Here is a 16832-nt window from a genome sequence, read left to right as displayed (position 1 = left end):
GATAATTGAAACCATGACAAATAATACAACTACTGAAATAAGACTTAACACAATACAAGAAGCCATTGAAGATATAAGACAAGGCAAAGTAATTATTGTTGTTGATGATGAAAACCGTGAAAATGAAGGTGATTTTCTTGCTGCTGCAGATAAAGTAACTCCTGAAATGATAAACTTTATGGCTACTGAAGGTAGAGGCCTAATTTGTGCTCCCCTTACAGAAAAACGCTGTAAAGAATTGGATTTAAATATGATGGTTGTAAACAATACAGATCATATGGAAACTGCTTTCACTGTATCTGTAGATTTACGTGGTAAAGGTGTATCAACAGGGATTTCAGCAAGCGATAGAGCTAAAACAGTAAAGGCACTTGTAGATCCTTCTACTAAACCATTTGAATTAGCAAGACCTGGACATATTTTCCCTTTAGTTGCTAAAGAAGGGGGAGTTTTAAGACGTACCGGACATACCGAAGCTGCCATTGATTTTGCGCGTTTGGCTGGCTTACAACCGGCTGGTGTTATCGTTGAAATTATGAATGAAGACGGTACAATGGCACGTTTACCACAACTAATGGAAGTGGCTAAAAAGCTGGATTTAAAAATCGTTTCTATTGAAGATTTAGTGGCATACAGAATGCAACACGATTCTTTAATTGAGAAAAAAGAAGATTTTGAAATCGAAACCCGTTTTGGTAGTTTCAGATTAAGAGCTTACAAACAAACTACTAATAATCAAATACATTTAGCATTAACTAAAGGCATCTGGAATGAAGAAGATGCCGTACTTACCAGGATTAATTCAACGTTAATTAATAACGATATCTTAGGTACATTAACCAATAACGTTGATGAACAATTAGAGAATATGTTTAACATAATTAATGATGAAGGTAAAGGTGCCATCATCTTTATCAATCAGGAAGTACAGTCTATGGATATTTTAAGCCGATTGAGTTTCTTAAAGGAAAACCAAAAACCTAATGCAGTATCTAAGGCACCAAGAATTAATATGGATGCGAGAGACTTTGGTATTGGTGCCCAAATACTACACGACTTAGATATTCATAAAATGCGCTTAATATCGAACAGTGCTCAAACTAAGCGCATTGGTATGGTTGGTTACGGTTTAGAAATCGTAGATTACGTTAATTACTAATCAGATACGTTAAATACTTTAAGTAAGTTTTTACTTTTTGAAGCAGGAACTTCCGATATTAAAACATAACGGCCGGGTCTTAAATCGGCCGTAAAATATCCATGTTTTCCGGCTGGCATTTCCTGGATGCCTCCCAAAAACTTAACCCCTTCCGGAACTGGTGTTATTAATCCTTTTGGATTAGCCCAATCCATCCAGCTTTCTAAAGCATCTAAATTTACGCTATCAGATATTTCAGCCAAATGTATATCGGTTTGTACAAAATTTTCGTGTAATTTTTGATCTTTAAAAGTCACTTTAAATACCGTTTGTCCTTTTGGCAGACTATCTGCAATAACAATTCCTGCATCATTAGAAATTGCTATTTCAACATCCTCCTTTGGCTCAATATTTCCCGAATCTTCATCAATTACAATAAGTTCTTTTACCATGCCCATTGCGTTATGAAATTTACCATTAGGCATTTTTACATAACACTCCATCACATAATAGCCTGGTTCTAAATGCAAAGTCGTAATACTCGTTTCTCCTCCTGCAATTAATCCGGAACCTCCTGTAAATACAATTTGAGGAAACCATTCCGGAAGTTTACCAAATTCGGCAAAGCCAGCCTCGGCATTACCTTCATTTATTAAATCCATGCCTTTATCGAAAACAGGAATTATCTCCTTTTCACCATCTTCAATAGTTTTTCCTTGTGGGTATTTATCCAATAAAATAAAATGCGTTTCATTTGCCCTATTCATGTATTTAAACGTATTCCATCCAGACGGAATCGTATCAAGACCTATAAACTCCATAGATAAGGTTTTAAAAACAATAGCGTCTTTATAAGTGTTATAGGGTTTTACAGGAACCTTTTCTTCAACAGTAATTTCTGTTTCCGATTTGGTTTTAGACTTACATCCTAAATAAAGAAAAATGAATAATAAGAAAGAAGAATAAATAAAAAATCTCTTCATAATTGAAACTTTAATGTTTTATTGATTAATAGCTTAATCAAAGTTAAAATTTCAACTATGAAGAGTATATAAGATATGTAACAAATAATAGAAGATATATAACACAAATACGTGTTACACCTAATGTTTTAAGGTCTCTTGAATAACCTGAACCATTTTAGAAGCTCTGGCTTTTACCTCGTCTTCAGTCCATGATAACTTGATTAAACTCGAAATATTTCGACCGATAAAATGATCAGATTCTGTAAATTCAGCGTCTTTTAAATAGGCTAATCCTGCTTTTACTTCCTCTGAAATTGGATATAAAGATTTTAGTTCTTTTAAATGTTCCCACTTGCGAACATAATGCCAGTTGTTGTCGTAATAATGAAAACAAGCATCAACACCATTAGTTTTAAATCCTTCTGAAACTTTACGAGCCACTTCTAAATTTGGTAAAAAGAAATTTAAGAAGCCGTAGCTTTCCTCTCCGCCTTCCGGAACAGTTCTAAAAGTAACTTCTGGAATTGCAGATAAAGCCTCTCGTAGAATGTTAAAGTTCCTTTTTTGAGTCTCTATAATCTCAGGTAAACGTTTCAACTGACCTAAACCAACGGCAGCATGTAATTCTGAGATTCTGAAATTATATCCTAAAAACGGATGAGATTCTGCTCCCCTATCGTTGCCAACATGGTCATGCCCATGATCGCTGTAATGATCGGAATACAGGTAATATTTCTCGTTATTGGTAATAACTGCTCCACCTTCGCCACAGGTAATGGTTTTTACAAAGTCGAACGAAAAACAACCCAAATCTCCAACACTACCTAAGGCTTTACCTTTGTAGGTTCCGCCAATAGCCTGACAAGCATCCTCGACTAATATCAAGTTATGCTTATCGCAAATAGTCTGTAAAGCTTCTAAATCGCCCATACTTCCGCACATATGGACAACCATAACGGCTTTAGTTTTTGAAGTAATAGCGGCTTCTACTGCCTTTGGATTTAAGGTTAAGGTATCGTCTATATCGACTAAAATCGGGGTTGCCCCCAGTATCATAACAGCTTCAAAACTGGCAACAAACGTAAAGGTTGGTAAAATAACCTCGTCTCCTGCACCTACTCCTGCGGCTGCTAAAGCAACTGAAATGGCTGCTGTTCCGCTTGAAACCAGCTGAACGTGATTCGCTTTAAACGTATTTTCTAATTCTTTTTCTAATTCTTTGGCTTTCCAGTGTCCGTTGCGCATACCGTCGAAACCATAGCGCATAAGCACACCATTATCTAAAACATCGTTTACTTCTTTACGTTCCAAATCTCCAAATAATTCAAATCCTGGCATATATTTTTTGTTTTTGCGTTAGGGATTGAGGTTTTGTTGAAGCTCCTCGCAGAGAGCGACTACCGAAAGCCCGACCCCAAAGGTATTTTGGGGTAACGCCATTAATTTTATTTTTTATAATTCTATGATTGCTTCTTCAAGCGGTTTTCTAACCTTAGCGAAGTCTGAAAACATATCGTCGTCTGAACGGTATCCTACAGGAAGTAATAAAACCGATTTTAAGCCTTTTTCCTGAAGGTTTAAGATTTTATCGTATTCTGAAGCTTTAAAGCCTTCCATTGGGCAGGAATCTATATTTTCAACCGCACAAACAGTCATTAAGTTTCCTAATGCAATATATGCCTGATGTTTTGACCACTGCTGGCGTTCTTCGACAGACATTTTACCCATCATTTTAATGAGGTCTTCACGATAAGGTTTCAAAATATCTTCAGACGTTTTTCTAATATCCTTTATGTTTTCGTAATAGTTAACCACGTCGTGCTCTAAAACATTTTCCTGAATACAAATAACAAGAAGATGGGAAGCATCGGTAACCTGACGTTGATTGTACGCATGAGGCAATAACGACTGACGTAAACTCTCGGTTTCTACAATAAGTAGTTTTATGGTTTGTAATCCGAATGAGGTTGCTGTTAGATTAAAAGCTTGTTTTAAAGTATCCAGTTTGGCAGGCGATAATTTTTTATTTACATCAAACTTTTTAGTGGCATAGCGCCACTTGAGCTGTTTTATGATATCCATTTTTCAATATTATGTTACACAAAAGTAAGGTTTGCATTTTTATTTTACATCACTATTTTTAAAATTACTCATAATGAATGGATTAAAAATTATTTACAAAAAAGTCGAAAAAAAGCCGAAAAAACTTTGATAGAATTGAAAAAGGATTCTATATTTGCACCCGCAATCAGGGAATACCTGATGAGACACTCAAGGAGAAATGGCAGAGTGGTCGAATGCGGCGGTCTTGAAAACCGTTGAGGGTCACACCTCCGGGGGTTCGAATCCCTCTTTCTCCGCAACAAAAGCTCGTAACAGTAATGTTTACGGGCTTTTTTATTTTTGGTTGACAATATAGTTGACAGTTCTTTTTATTAAATTTCTTTAGCGATAGAACTTTTTCTTTAAAAGGTTTTACGTCCTATCTTTCGTTTAGGTCTAATAAAATTTGGGCTTTTTATAATCAAAATGAATTCAATAAAAACGCATTAACCGAATAGTTTTTTTAAAGGTATTATGCTAATTATTCTAATCATTATTGTATTTCTATACGCTTTTACTAATTAAATGACGCGAAACAACACCATATAAAGCTCATCGCTTCTGATTTCCATTCGAAAATTCTCGCAAACGTGCTATCTTGATTTCACAATCTGAAAATCCTCTCGGATTTTTATACAACTCCTCCAGGGTCAAATTCCTTGCTCTTATTCATTCTCTACCAATTTATTATTAATTTAGATATCGAATATTTTTACAGATTATAATTATCAATTCCACAAAAATATTCACATATTTTTAATATATAATAACACAATTTTAAAAGTATTACTATTAAATTTGTGAGATAGACAATTATACACTATGATTAATTTACTACAAAGCTTTAAAATAGAAGTACCTAAGGGTATTTTCATTAAAGACCCTGAAACCTCAGACTTGGGTAAACGTATCATTAAACATAGCATTTTGCTTATTGATGAATTAGGATTTGAACTTTTCACATTCAAAAAACTTGGGGTAGCAATTAATTCGAACGAAAGTTCTATTTATAGATATTTCGAAAGCAAACATCATTTGCTCATGTATTTAACCTCGTGGTACTGGGTTTGGATTGAGTATCAATTAGTTTTAGAAACTTTTGCATTAAAACACCCTGAAGAAAAACTTAAAAAAAGCATTGAGGTGCTAACCAGAACCACTGAAGAGGACAGTAATTTTGAGCATATTAACGAAGTTGTCCTAAACAAAATCATTATTAGTGAAAATGCTAAGGCCTACTTAACCTGTGATGTAGACTCAGAAAACGAAGAAGGCTTTTTTAAACCCTTTAAACGTGTTGTGACAAGATTTTCTGAAATTATTCAGGAATATAATAAAAACTATACTTACTCGATTAGTTTGGCCAGTTCTACAATTGAAGGCGCTTTACATCAGCACTTTTTTCAACAGCACATTAAAAGTATTACAAACTGTAATAAAACAACATCTGTAACCGAATTTTATACCAACTTAATATTTAATACACTAAAGCATGGAGAATAACAACGTTTTATCACCTTGGAAACGTTTTCTAGGTCTTGTTCAACTTGAAAAGAAAGACATATTCAGAGTCGCTTACTTTGCCATTTTTGAGGGGATTTTAGCTTTAACCTTACCCTTAGGAATTCAAGCTATTATTACACTTTTACAGGGCGGACAGGTTTCTACTTCCTGGATTGTTTTAGTGGTTTTAGTAACCTCGGGTGTGGCGTTTACAGGTATCTTAAAACTTATACAAATTAGAATTATTGAAAGTATACAGCAGCGTATTTTCACAAGAGCTTCATTCGATTTAGCTTATAGATTTCCTAAAATTAAAATGGACGAAATGCGCAATTACTACCTGCCCGAATTAGCCAATCGTTTTTTCGATACCTTGAGTATTCAAAAGGGACTTTCTAAAATACTTATCGATATTCCATCAGCTTTTTTACAGGTTATCTTTGCCTTAATCCTGTTATCATTTTATCATCCATTCTTTATTGTATTCGGAATTCTTTTATTAGGACTCATTTTTATCGTGTTCAAATACACCGCAAAAAAAGGTTTGGACACCAGTTTAAAAGAATCTAAATACAAGTATAAAATGGCGCACTGGCTTGAAGAAATTGCCCGTACCGTTATAAGCTTTAAACTATCAGGAAAAACCAGTTTGGCTCTTGACAAAACCGACGATTTAGTTTTCGATTATGTAAGCGGACGTGAAAGTCACTTTAAAGTTTTAATGCTTCAGTTTAAACAAATGATTGGTTTTAAGGTTATTGTAACTGCAAGTTTATTATTAGTTGGAGGATCTTTAGTACTTCATCAACAAATGAATATTGGTCAGTTTGTTGCTGCCGAAATCATCATCATCTTAATTATTGCTTCAGTTGAAAAACTTATTTTAAGTTTAGAATCTATTTACGATGTCCTTACAGCTATTGAAAAATTAGGTCAGGTAGTAGATAAACCTATTGAAAATCAATTCGGAGAAGAAGTATCTGGTGCAAGACCGTTTACTATAGAACTTAAAAATGCTGGATATCGGGTTTACAACCGTAACAAGCCAATTTTAGAACACATTTCTTTTACTATAGAGCCAAGTGACCGTGTTTTAATTCAAGGAGAAAGTGGTTCCGGTAAATCAAGTTTGTTACAGCTTATCTCAGGTGTCGTTGCCCCTACCGACGGTTATATTTATATCGACAACTTATCTATTGAAAGTTTACACATTAACAAATACCGTTCGCATTTAGGGATGGTACTTTCGGAAGAATCGCCTTTTGAAGGAACCATTCGAGAAAATGTGACGTTTGGAAATCGTGACATTAGTGACGAAGACATTTTTAGTGTGTTTGAAAAAGTAGGTCTAACCAGTTTTTTAAAGCGACAACAACACGGTTTAAACACCTTAATAAAACCAGAAGGAAAACAGATTCCGTACTTTATTTCCAGTAAACTACTACTGGCAAGAGCCATTTTAAAACAACCTAAAGTTTTAATTTTAGAAGAGCCTTTAAAGCAATTTAATTTTGAAGAATCTGAAAAAATATTTGAATACTTATGCGACAAATCGAATCCTTGGAGTGTTATTGTAGTTAGTAACCTTAACTACTGGAAACACAAGTGCAACAAGCACATCACTTTAGAAGATGGTCACATGATTAATTCGTAATTACTATGCTAAATATATCTCATAATAAAGTTTCAGAATTACTTGATTTAAACAAATACAAATCAGGTCAGGCAACACAACACACCAATCAGCATAACCTGTTTAGACGTGTTTTGCTAATCAGTACCATATTGGTTGTTATCATTTTATTTTTACCCTGGACACAGAATGTAACCAGTAAAGGTTTAGTAACTACACTAAAGCCAAACCAACGTCCACAAACGTTACAATCGCCTATTCCGGGACGTATTGATTCTTGGTTTGTTCAGGAAGGTGATTTTGTTAAACAAGGCGATACCATTCTTAAAATATCGGAAATTAAAAGTGAATATTTCGACGACTTACTAACCGAACGTACAGGTGACCAGATTAAGGCAAAATCGGCTTCTGTTGATGCATACCGTTCAAAAGTTCAAGCGTTGAAAAATCAGTATGCAGCATTACAACAGGAACAACAGTTAAAGTTGGAGCAAGCTAAAAACAAGTACATCCAGTCGAAATTAAAAGTAGAATCAGATAGCATTGATTTAGAAGCTGCTAAAACCAAAGCCAAAATTGCCGAAACTCAGTTTGAGCGTACTGTATCGTTACAAGAGCAAGGGTTAAAAGCTGTTAAAGATGTTGAAGAATACCGAAATAAACTTCAGGAAGCCAATGCCAAATACATATCTCAGGAAAACAAATGGCTGGTGTCAAAAAACGAGGTGATAAATGCCAAACTGAACATCTCAACCATCAAGGCTACTTACGGCGACAAACTATCTAAAGCACAAAGTGATTTATACACTGCCGAATCGAGTGCTTTAGACAGTGAGGCTCAAGTTTCAAAATTAGAAAACAGTTTGGCTAACTACGAAAAAAGAAACAGTTTACTTTATATAACGGCTCCGCAGGATGGTTATATCAATAAAGCCATAAAATCAGGAATTGGAGAAACTTTTAAAGAAGGTGAACCATTAGTTGGTATTATGCCGGCAAACTACGAATTAGCTGTCGAAATGTGGGTTAGACCAATAGATTTACCTCTTTTACATAAAGGAGAGCACGTGCAAGTGCAATTTGAAGGTTGGCCTGCAATCGTATTTAGTGGCTGGCCTAATGTCTCTTACGGTACTTATGGCGCAACCATTGTTGCTATCGAAAACTTTGCCAGCAAAAATGGTATGTATCGTGTGCTAATAAACAGAGATCCAGATTATGGTCCGTGGCCGGAAGCTTTACGTGTTGGTTCTGGGGCACAAACTATTACACTTTTAGAAGATGTGCCTATTTGGTTTGAAATCTGGCGACAAATAAACAGCTTCCCTCCTAACTTTTATGTTCCAGAAGGTGAAGATGATTCTAAAAAAAGTGAAGAAAAGAAATAAATCCAATCATTTAATTCTACATAATGATTTTGAAAAACATACATTTTACAAAACTTAAAACATTATCTCTTCTGTTGTATATGTTCGGTTTGTTCTTTTCAGTTCAGGCGCAAACATCAACTGATAGTATTTTTAGCCTGGAAGAGTATTTAGGTTATGTAAAACAATACCATCCTATTGTGAAACAGGCACAGCTAATCGCTTCCGAGGGAGAAATAAAACTTCTTAAAGCACGTGGTGCTTTCGACCCTAAAATAGAAGTCGATTATAGTAAAAAGAAATTCACAGGAACTGAATATTACGATAAGTTAAACGCTGCCTTTAAAATTCCTACTTGGTACGGGATTGAACTTAAAGCTAATTACGAAAATAATGAAGGCTACTACCTTAATCCGGAATCAAAAGTTCCTGAAGATGGCTTGTACAGTGCCGGTGTTTCCATGTCGTTAGCCAAAGGATTTTTAGCCAATGAACGTATGGCAACCCTAAAACAAGCCAAGCTTTATAAAGATATTAGTCTTAACAAACAAAGTCTGACTACTAATGAGGTACTATATAATGCCATTGAAACCTATTTTAACTGGTTGAAATGCTATCAGGAATTTAAAGTTTATACCGATTACCAAACCAATGCCGATGAGCGTTTAAAAAATGTTATTACCAGTTTTGAAGCAGGCGATAAACCTGCTGTAGATACTTTAGAGGCCAGCATCAATTATAAAAACAGAGCACTGGATGTTGAAAAATCGCGTATTAAATACATTAAATCTCAACTGGAATTATCCAATTACCTGTGGTTAGAAGATAATACTCCTGTTGAACTTGACTATAGCTTAATCCCCGATGTAAATTCACCATTTATAGCAGATAGAGTTTTAAATAGTAGTCTCCTTGAAATTTCAGATGATCTTCTTGAAAATCATCCTAAAATACAAGCTTTAGCTTTGCAAAGGCAACAATTAATTTTTGAAAAACGTTTAAACAATAATAATCTGCTTCCGAAAATAGATGTACAATACAACTTTTTAACAAGTGATTACGAAAACTTAAACACCCTAAACACGCAAAACTATAAAGCCGGACTAAATATTAGTATGCCTCTGTTTCTGCGTAAAGAACGGGCTGATTTAAAACTAACGAAACTAAAATTGCAGGATATCGATTTTAATTTATCGTCAACCAAAGTCACTTTACTAAACAAAATCAATGCAGTACAACAGGAAATCGAATCATACGAAAAACAAAGTGATATTGTGCAAAATCTGGTTAATGATTACAAACAATTGGTGGTAGCCGAGGAGAAAAAATTTGAACTTGGAGAAGGCTCCTTATTTCTAATTAATTATCGTGAAGCCAAACTTATAGAAACCGAATTAAAAAATATTGAAGTCACAAATAAGGTCTTAACGACTAAAGCTAATTTTGCGCAAATATTAAATACCTTAGAAGATTAAAAATTCAATTTTATAATAAAAAAGCCTTTCAATAAAAACTGAAAGGCTTTTTACCAACTAAACTAGATTAAAGTTCAAAATCCTGTTCTAAAACAGTTTCAGAACTTCCACCAACAAAAACTTTAAAGTCACCTGACTCAAAAACAAACACTCCAGAGTTATCAAAGAAGCCTAATTCATTTTTGGTTAAAATAAATTTTACCGTCCTTTTCTCGTAAGGATTTAAAGCTATTAACTCAAATCCTTTTAACTCTTTTACTGGCCGCGTTATACTTGCTACCAAATCTCTTATATATAACTGAACAACTTCCTTCCCCTGAACATCACCTGTATTTTTAACATCTACCGAAACTTCTACCTCATCTTCATTGACTTTTTCAATTTGAAGGTTAGAATAAGAAAATGTTGTGTAACTTAAACCATGTCCAAAAGGATATAATGGCTTATTGCTTTCATCTGTATAATGTGACCAAAACACTTCATTTGGAGCCGGAATAACTGGCCTTCCCGTATTCTTATAATTGTAATAAATTGGAACTTGCCCCACATGCCTTGGGAAAGACATAGGTAACTTTCCACTTGGGTTATAATCACCATACAACACCTGTGCTATGGCATGACCACTCTGTGTTCCCAACTGCCAAGCCTCTACAATTGCCGGAATATGTTTATCTGCCCAGGTAATTGCTAATGGTCTTCCATTATTTAATACCAAAACAATATTCTTGTTTACAGAAAAAACAGCTTCCAATAATTCCTGCTGAACACCCGGTAAATCTAAATTAGTTCTACTTCTGGCTTCTCCACTTTGAAAACCATGCTCCCCTAGAACCATGACCACAACATCCGCACTTTTAGCCACTGAAACAGCTTCAGAAAACTCACTTTTATCCGAAATATTAATATTTAATTCCTTTGCAAAGGTGGTTTCCCCATAAACTAAATCGGCTCCCTTAGCATACATTAGTTTATTTTCTGAATACTGCTGCATCCCTTCTAAAACCGATATCGCAGTACTGTCTTTAGCTGCAATACGCCAACTTCCTAAAGGACTTGTTTTATCTGCAGCCAAGGCTCCTATTAAAGCTATATTCTGACCACTTTTCTTTAATGGTAAAATCTGATTCTCATTCTTTAAAAGCACAATTGATTTCTTAGCGACATCTAAAACAGCATCATTAATTTCTTTGCTACCTATTACTTCCTTTTCAGTTTCGCTGTCACAATATTTGTAAGGATCATCGAACAGTCCTAATTCAAACTTTACTCTTAGAATGCGCTTTACCGCATCATCAATTAAAGCTTCATCAACTTGTCCTTCACTCACTAGATTCGCTAATTCATCAACATAAGCATACGATTCCATGTCCATATCAGACCCAGCGGTTACAGCCAATTTTGCGGCAGCTTTTTTATCTTCTGCAAAACCATGCGCCATCATTTCGTTAATAGAGCCCCAGTCGGAAACTACAAAACCATCATAATTCCATTTTCCTTTTAAAATGTCACGCTGCAAAAAAGCATTTCCAGTTGCCGGAATACCATTTAATTCATTAAACGAATTCATAAAAGTTTTCACGCCGGCATCGGCTGCAGCCTTAAACGGTGGAAAAATGATGTTATTTAATGTCGACGTGCCAACATCAACGGTATTATAATCTCTTCCAGATTCTGAAAAACCATAGCCTGCCCAATGTTTGGCACAAGCCGCAATGGTTTCTGAAGATGATAAATCATCACCTTGAAATCCTTCTACGCGAGCTACAGCTATTTTACTTCCCAAAAACGGATCTTCCCCAGCTCCTTCCATAACACGTCCCCAACGGGCATCTCTTGAAATATCAACCATTGGTGCAAATGTCCAGTTAATTCCTGCTGCGGCCGCCTCTTTAGCTGCTACCTCAGCAGATTTTTTAATGGCTTCTAAATCCCAACTGGAAGCTTCTGCTAATGGAATAGGACTTAAAGTTTCATAACCGTGAATCACATCGAAACCAATAATTAACGGAATTCCTAATCGGGTTTCTTCAACCGCAATTTTTTGAACAGCTTTAACCTCTTTAACACCGCGTACATTTAACATCGAGCCAACGTAACCTTTCTTTAAATGCTCGTACTTTTTAGCAGCATCGCCCGAAGACGGCATTGGACCCGTAACATCCCAAAACCCGTTGTACTGATTCATCTGGCCAATTTTTTCTTCCAACGTCATTTTAGCTAATAAACTGGTTACTTTTTGTTCAATACCATCTGGTTTTATTTCAGTATTTCCTTTTGCATTTTCTTTACATGAACTGTTAAAAATGAAAAGCAATATAAGTATCTTATATATGTATTTTGTTTTCATATTATTGGTATACTTTTACGTAATCAATCTCCATAACAGCTTCAGTAAAGTTGGGATCAATGGTAAACCAACTTCCACCAAGTGCTACATTTAAAATCAAAAACTGTGGTTTATTATACGGCCAGGTAGTCACATTCTTAGTGGCTGGATTATAAGTATATTTTAAATCGCCATCAATCAAAAACTGTAGTTCGTCTTCGTTCCAAATTAAGGAATATACGTGAAATGATGTCGCGTAGTCGGTCACAGTGGTTTCTCCTACTTTTACATTTTCGCAACCTCCAGAGCAAGATAAGGTATGTGTGGCACTTGAAACCACAGTTGCATTATGCCCCCAATGTTCCATGATATCTATTTCACCACATTCGGGCCAACCTACTTCATCAATATTAGCGCCAAGCATCCAAATAGCAGGCCATGTGCCTTGTCCGCTTGGTAATTTTACTCTCACATCAACCCGACCATAGGTAAACTCATATTTATCTTTAGTCAATAATCTTGCGGAGGTATAGGCCGAGCCCTGATAATCTTCCTTTTTAGCAATAATTTTCAACAGACCGTTTTCTACTTTTACATTATCTGAACGGTTGGTATAAAATTGGTTTTCGCCATTTCCCCAGCCACAAATATCGGGACAACCATTACCTATATCGTACCCCCATTTTGAAGCGTCGGGAACACCATCGGTATCAAAATCATCAGACCAAACTAATTGTAGTTCTCCGGAATTGACGTAAACCAGCATTTTTTTAAACGTACTTACCTCATGGCCTGTTTTGGAATATGCAAATGCAGTGATTACATATTCATTAGTGCCTTCATTAATAAATGTATATTCAAAAACACCGGTTGTATTTTTAACTTCCTGTTGAGATTCTACTTTAAAACCATAGGAATCGGCATTATCTGCATGTATCGAGACAGTAATTACTCCAGAGCCATCTCCATTAGGATTATTAGTGTCTGTTCCCAAAACATCAACCATTAAGGTTAAATTAGTAGGTATAATATCTTTTGGGGTATCTGGTGGGCTTACATCATCGCTACCTCCTGAACAAGACAATAGCAGCCATAAGCCTATATTTAGAATATAAAGCATCTTTTTTATCATTATATTTTGTTTGAAATTTTCTAAATGCAGGAGATTAATTAAATAACCTCCTGCTATAGCTATATATCAAATTAGGGTTGAACTGGTTTTTCTGTTTGAAATAAGCAATACCAGGCATAACCGGGTTCAGTAACCCGAACTTCCAGCGTGCTATCTGTAATTTCTATGATTTCAAAACTACTACTACCCACATACCAGCTCATAAAACCACCATCTGAAAAATTAATGGTTGTTCCTCGATAAGGTTCATTATCAGGGTCATTTTGATCGATAGTGGCAATAGATGTAGAAGGCACCAACTGTACATTTTTAACGCCAGCTAAAGAGGGCACTACATCTGCACCATGACATGTATCACCAGTCACACCTAAATTACCAGCATAGGTGCCTGGAACATAAGCATCCCCTACAGTTTGTTCAAAAGTTAAAGTACCATCAGCGGCCTGGGTAAAGACCATTTCGGCATCGTACATACATAATTTATCAGGGTGCCAGGCATTAGACTGAAACCAGGCCGGATATCTATGTTCTCCTCCACTTGAAACTTCATTAGGGCCTAAACCTATATTTGATGGCTTATCGGCTGCCCAATACCAGGTTTTACTGGTCCCGGGGCCTCCACTTAAGAAATCTTTAGCCTCCTGATCTTCGAACGAACTATAGACTTCTACAATCATAGACTTCGAACTTTGTGCGCCACCTGTACCTGATGCAATCACTGTTACGGTATAAGCATTAACGCCAACTTGAGTAAAACGGTGCATTGCCTCTCCTGTTGAAACTACGTTATCGGTATCGTCTCCAAAATTGAAAATATAAGTAAAGGCATTATCGGCTTTAGCTGAAAATTTTACAAAACCAGTACCATCACCATTGGGATTACTGGCATCTACTCCAATAATCTCGACATCCATCTGAATATTAGTAGGTGTTATTATATCACCTATTTCTAAATCTTCATCCTGACAGCTCATCGTAAAGAATAAAACTGCACAAATCGGAATTAATATATATTTTAGTGTTTTCATCTTTCTGTTTTTTTATTCTTAATTATGAAAGTAAATATTGTCGACATACACCGTTGAACTGCCTCCTGAAGTGTCCCATATTAACTGCGTAATATTCGAAAAATCAAGATTGTATTTTGACAACGGAATAGTGACGCTTATCCAAGTTCCGGTAATAACTTTAGGTAAAAACACAATGTCTTCCATTGCAGGGTCGAAAGTCGTATTTACTATTTTAAACCCTAAGGTCGTAGCATCAGGTGTATAATAATCAAAATGCAGATATTTCACTCCTGTTAAATCTGTAGGATTCCCATAATCGGTAACAATTCCAGAATAGTTTAAAGATTCGTACAGCCATATATTATCACCTGAAACACTGTAATCAGTCAAGGTTGTTGTTTGTCCCCACCCTGGATTTACCTCATTTAATGTCACTCCTGTGTAAGCATCGCTGTAAATAGAAACCACATCGGCCTGAGCAATAGTAGGCACAGGGGCTGTTACTTCTGGTTGACTTGTACTATCTGAATAAAAATAAAGATTATCTATATACACTTTGGCACTTCCTCCTGCCGTATCAAACAACAGTTGCGTTACCGCTGAAGCATCAATATTGAATTCAGACATTGGAATGGTTACACTTACCCAGGTACCTCGAACAATTTCATCAACGAATACAATATCTTCCTGATTAACTACAGTATTTACTATTTTTAAGCCTAAAGCTTCTGCGTCTGGCGTAAAATAATCGAAATGCACATAATCCATACTGGCCAGATTGGTTGGGTTACCATAATCAGTTACAATGCCCGTATAATTTAATGCTTCATACAACCAGATATTATTTCCGTTAAGGTTCACTTCTGTCAACGTTGTGGTTTGTCCCCAATTCGGATTTAACTCACTTATACCAACGGTGGTATAAGCATCACTGTAAATAGACACCACATTCGATGCATTTTGAGTAGGTCCAGGCGCATTGTATTCTGGTGTTTCTGCTACCGTTGAAGGTTTATAGAAATAGATATTATCAATAAACACTGTCCCCGTCGCCCAAGGATCTCCAACAAATTTCATTTGGAATATTTCGGTTACCGTAAGCCCTTGATCTGTGTATTCTGAAATTGGAATATCAAGACTTGTCCATTCTCCTGATGTTAAATCACGCCAAACTGGTTTTTCAGTTACTGTTCCAGAAGCATTATTAATTAAAGAGGTTTCTATTTTCAAACCTTCAGAAGCTGTCCAAACATCAAGGTGTAAGTATTTCATCCCGGATACATCAACAGTCGTTCCGTCGGCTAGCGCAATTCCCTGATAACTTAGATTAATGTATTGTAACATTTCATCACCGTTTAAATCAAAGGTAGCCCAGCCACTTCCCTGACCAGCTTGTCCCCAATCTGGGAAATAATTGGTACCAGCAACATCATTGTATTTAGCACTGTAAATTGAAATCACATCCTGGTCTTCTCTATTTGGTGGTGAAGGAGCAGATTCTATAGGTTGTAAAATCTCAGTAACTTCAAAATCGAAAGTACATTCTGTAGTTTGAGAAGAAGCACTCATAGCTACAATTTTAATACTATAAGTTCCCGGTTCCTGATAAACATAGGATACTGGGTCACCAATATTAGCTGCCAAAGGTTCGTCATTACCTTCCTCCCCAAAATACACCTCATAACTCAATCCGTATTTTGCACTAACCTGAACATCCACTTGTTTTGAAATGGCTTCATTATTTGAGATTTTAATATCGGAAGCATTAACAATATCACAACTTAATTCTGGTGCTTTAAATACAACCTCAAGATTTTCTGTTGCCGAAGTTTTTAATCCTGACAATCCCACAGCTTCAATAGTTACCGTATAAAATTCACCTTCAGGTTTTTCAGCATATTTATGTACTACACTTTCCCCCTGCATTACTTTTGCCTTTTCTGTTGTGCCATCACCAAAATCGATATTATACGATGACGCTCCCACGGCATTTGGTGTAATGGTTATTAAACCTAAATCTCCATTAGCTTCATCTAACACCGGAAGAAAGGTTGCCGTAACCCCTGAAGGCGCTACGATATCGTCTAAATACTCGAAGCTATCGTCGTCGCTACAATTAAAAACAATTAGCAGCATTAGACATAAACTGTATATATATTTTAATGTTTTCATAATGTCGT

12 protein-coding genes and 1 tRNA gene are annotated in these 16832 nt (G+C 35.8%); 6 read left to right on the top strand and 7 right to left on the bottom strand.

Translation table 11 applies throughout. The features are described from left to right. Positions 1–13: 13 nt before the first annotated feature. Positions 14–1159 carry a 3,4-dihydroxy-2-butanone-4-phosphate synthase gene (gene ribB / locus R1X58_RS13215; protein WP_240574333.1) on the top strand — a complete coding sequence of 382 codons (1146 nt, stop codon included), beginning with the start codon at positions 14–16 and terminating at the stop codon, positions 1157–1159. Here ribB and R1X58_RS13210 read toward each other — a convergent pair. From R1X58_RS13210 to R1X58_RS13200, 3 genes are all read right to left on the bottom strand, one after another. Beyond that, on the bottom strand, positions 1156–2121 hold the full coding sequence (locus R1X58_RS13210) for a hypothetical protein (protein WP_240574336.1): 966 nt from the start codon (positions 2119–2121) through the stop codon (positions 1156–1158). The genes ribB and R1X58_RS13210 overlap by 4 nt on opposite strands. Positions 2122–2241: 120 nt before the next feature. After that, positions 2242–3441 (bottom strand): DegT/DnrJ/EryC1/StrS family aminotransferase, encoded by a 1200-nt coding sequence (locus tag R1X58_RS13205; protein WP_240574338.1) that lies wholly within the window; start codon positions 3439–3441, stop codon positions 2242–2244. 114 nt (positions 3442–3555) lie between these two features. After that, positions 3556–4185, bottom strand: coding sequence for an NAD(P)H-dependent oxidoreductase (locus R1X58_RS13200; protein ID WP_240574341.1), 630 nt, complete (start codon positions 4183–4185; stop codon positions 3556–3558). A gap of 193 nt (positions 4186–4378) precedes the next feature. On the opposite strand from R1X58_RS13200, the gene R1X58_RS13195 reads away from it, so the two are divergent. The 5 genes from R1X58_RS13195 to R1X58_RS13175 all read left to right on the top strand — a co-directional run bounded on the left by R1X58_RS13195 (position 4379) and on the right by R1X58_RS13175 (position 10184). Then, positions 4379–4463 (top strand) — tRNA-Ser (locus R1X58_RS13195). Positions 4464–5028: 565 nt separating this feature from the next. Continuing rightward, positions 5029–5709, top strand: a complete 681-nt coding sequence (locus tag R1X58_RS13190; RefSeq protein WP_240574343.1) for a TetR/AcrR family transcriptional regulator — start codon at positions 5029–5031, stop codon at positions 5707–5709. Continuing rightward, positions 5699–7363, top strand: a complete 1665-nt coding sequence (locus tag R1X58_RS13185) for a peptidase domain-containing ABC transporter (protein WP_240574345.1) — start codon at positions 5699–5701, stop codon at positions 7361–7363. Before R1X58_RS13190 ends, R1X58_RS13185 begins: the two co-directional genes overlap by 11 nt. A 5-nt stretch (positions 7364–7368) precedes the next feature. After that, positions 7369–8730: an HlyD family secretion protein gene (locus R1X58_RS13180; RefSeq protein ID WP_240574350.1), complete on the top strand. Its 1362-nt coding sequence runs from the start codon at positions 7369–7371 to the stop codon at positions 8728–8730. A gap of 29 nt (positions 8731–8759) precedes the next feature. Next, positions 8760–10184, top strand: a complete 1425-nt coding sequence (locus R1X58_RS13175) for a TolC family protein (protein ID WP_240574353.1) — start codon at positions 8760–8762, stop codon at positions 10182–10184. Between the two features lie 67 nt (positions 10185–10251). On the opposite strand, the gene bglX is transcribed toward R1X58_RS13175, so the two are convergent. From bglX to R1X58_RS13155, 4 genes are all read right to left on the bottom strand, one after another. After that, entirely contained in the window at positions 10252–12531 is a 2280-nt protein-coding gene (gene bglX / locus R1X58_RS13170) for a beta-glucosidase BglX (protein WP_240574365.1), read from the bottom strand. A 1-nt stretch (position 12532) separates the two neighbouring features. Next, complete coding sequence (locus R1X58_RS13165) at positions 12533–13642, bottom strand: glycoside hydrolase family 16 protein (protein ID WP_240574368.1); 1110 nt, start codon at positions 13640–13642, stop codon at positions 12533–12535. Between the two features lie 71 nt (positions 13643–13713). Further along, a complete protein-coding gene (locus R1X58_RS13160) occupies positions 13714–14670 on the bottom strand; it encodes a PKD domain-containing protein (protein ID WP_240574371.1) in 957 nt (318 codons plus the stop codon). A gap of 18 nt (positions 14671–14688) precedes the next feature. Continuing rightward, positions 14689–16824 (bottom strand): hypothetical protein, encoded by a 2136-nt coding sequence (locus tag R1X58_RS13155; protein ID WP_240574374.1) that lies wholly within the window; start codon positions 16822–16824, stop codon positions 14689–14691. Positions 16825–16832 lie beyond the last annotated feature (8 nt).

The sequence above is a fragment of the Aestuariibaculum lutulentum genome (assembly GCF_032926325.1).
In the GTDB taxonomy this organism is placed as follows: Bacteria; Bacteroidota; Bacteroidia; order Flavobacteriales; family Flavobacteriaceae; genus Aestuariibaculum; species Aestuariibaculum lutulentum.
Note: the sequence above shows the minus strand (reverse complement) of the source record. Positions and strands in the feature narration are given on the sequence as shown.

Bases quoted from the DNA above. Each gene is read 5' to 3' on its own strand.
- ribB (WP_240574333.1), top strand. From the start codon at position 14: ATGACAAATAATACAACTACTGAAATAAGACTTAACACAATACAAGAA.
- R1X58_RS13210 (WP_240574336.1), bottom strand. From the start codon at position 2,121: ATGAAGAGATTTTTTATTTATTCTTCTTTCTTATTATTCATTTTTCTT.
- R1X58_RS13205 (WP_240574338.1), bottom strand. From the start codon at position 3,441: ATGCCAGGATTTGAATTATTTGGAGATTTGGAACGTAAAGAAGTAAAC.
- R1X58_RS13200 (WP_240574341.1), bottom strand. From the start codon at position 4,185: ATGGATATCATAAAACAGCTCAAGTGGCGCTATGCCACTAAAAAGTTT.
- R1X58_RS13190 (WP_240574343.1), top strand. From the start codon at position 5,029: ATGATTAATTTACTACAAAGCTTTAAAATAGAAGTACCTAAGGGTATT.
- R1X58_RS13185 (WP_240574345.1), top strand. From the start codon at position 5,699: ATGGAGAATAACAACGTTTTATCACCTTGGAAACGTTTTCTAGGTCTT.
- R1X58_RS13180 (WP_240574350.1), top strand. From the start codon at position 7,369: ATGCTAAATATATCTCATAATAAAGTTTCAGAATTACTTGATTTAAAC.
- bglX (WP_240574365.1), bottom strand. From the start codon at position 12,531: ATGAAAACAAAATACATATATAAGATACTTATATTGCTTTTCATTTTT.
- R1X58_RS13165 (WP_240574368.1), bottom strand. From the start codon at position 13,642: ATGATAAAAAAGATGCTTTATATTCTAAATATAGGCTTATGGCTGCTA.
- R1X58_RS13160 (WP_240574371.1), bottom strand. From the start codon at position 14,670: ATGAAAACACTAAAATATATATTAATTCCGATTTGTGCAGTTTTATTC.
- R1X58_RS13155 (WP_240574374.1), bottom strand. From the start codon at position 16,824: ATGAAAACATTAAAATATATATACAGTTTATGTCTAATGCTGCTAATT.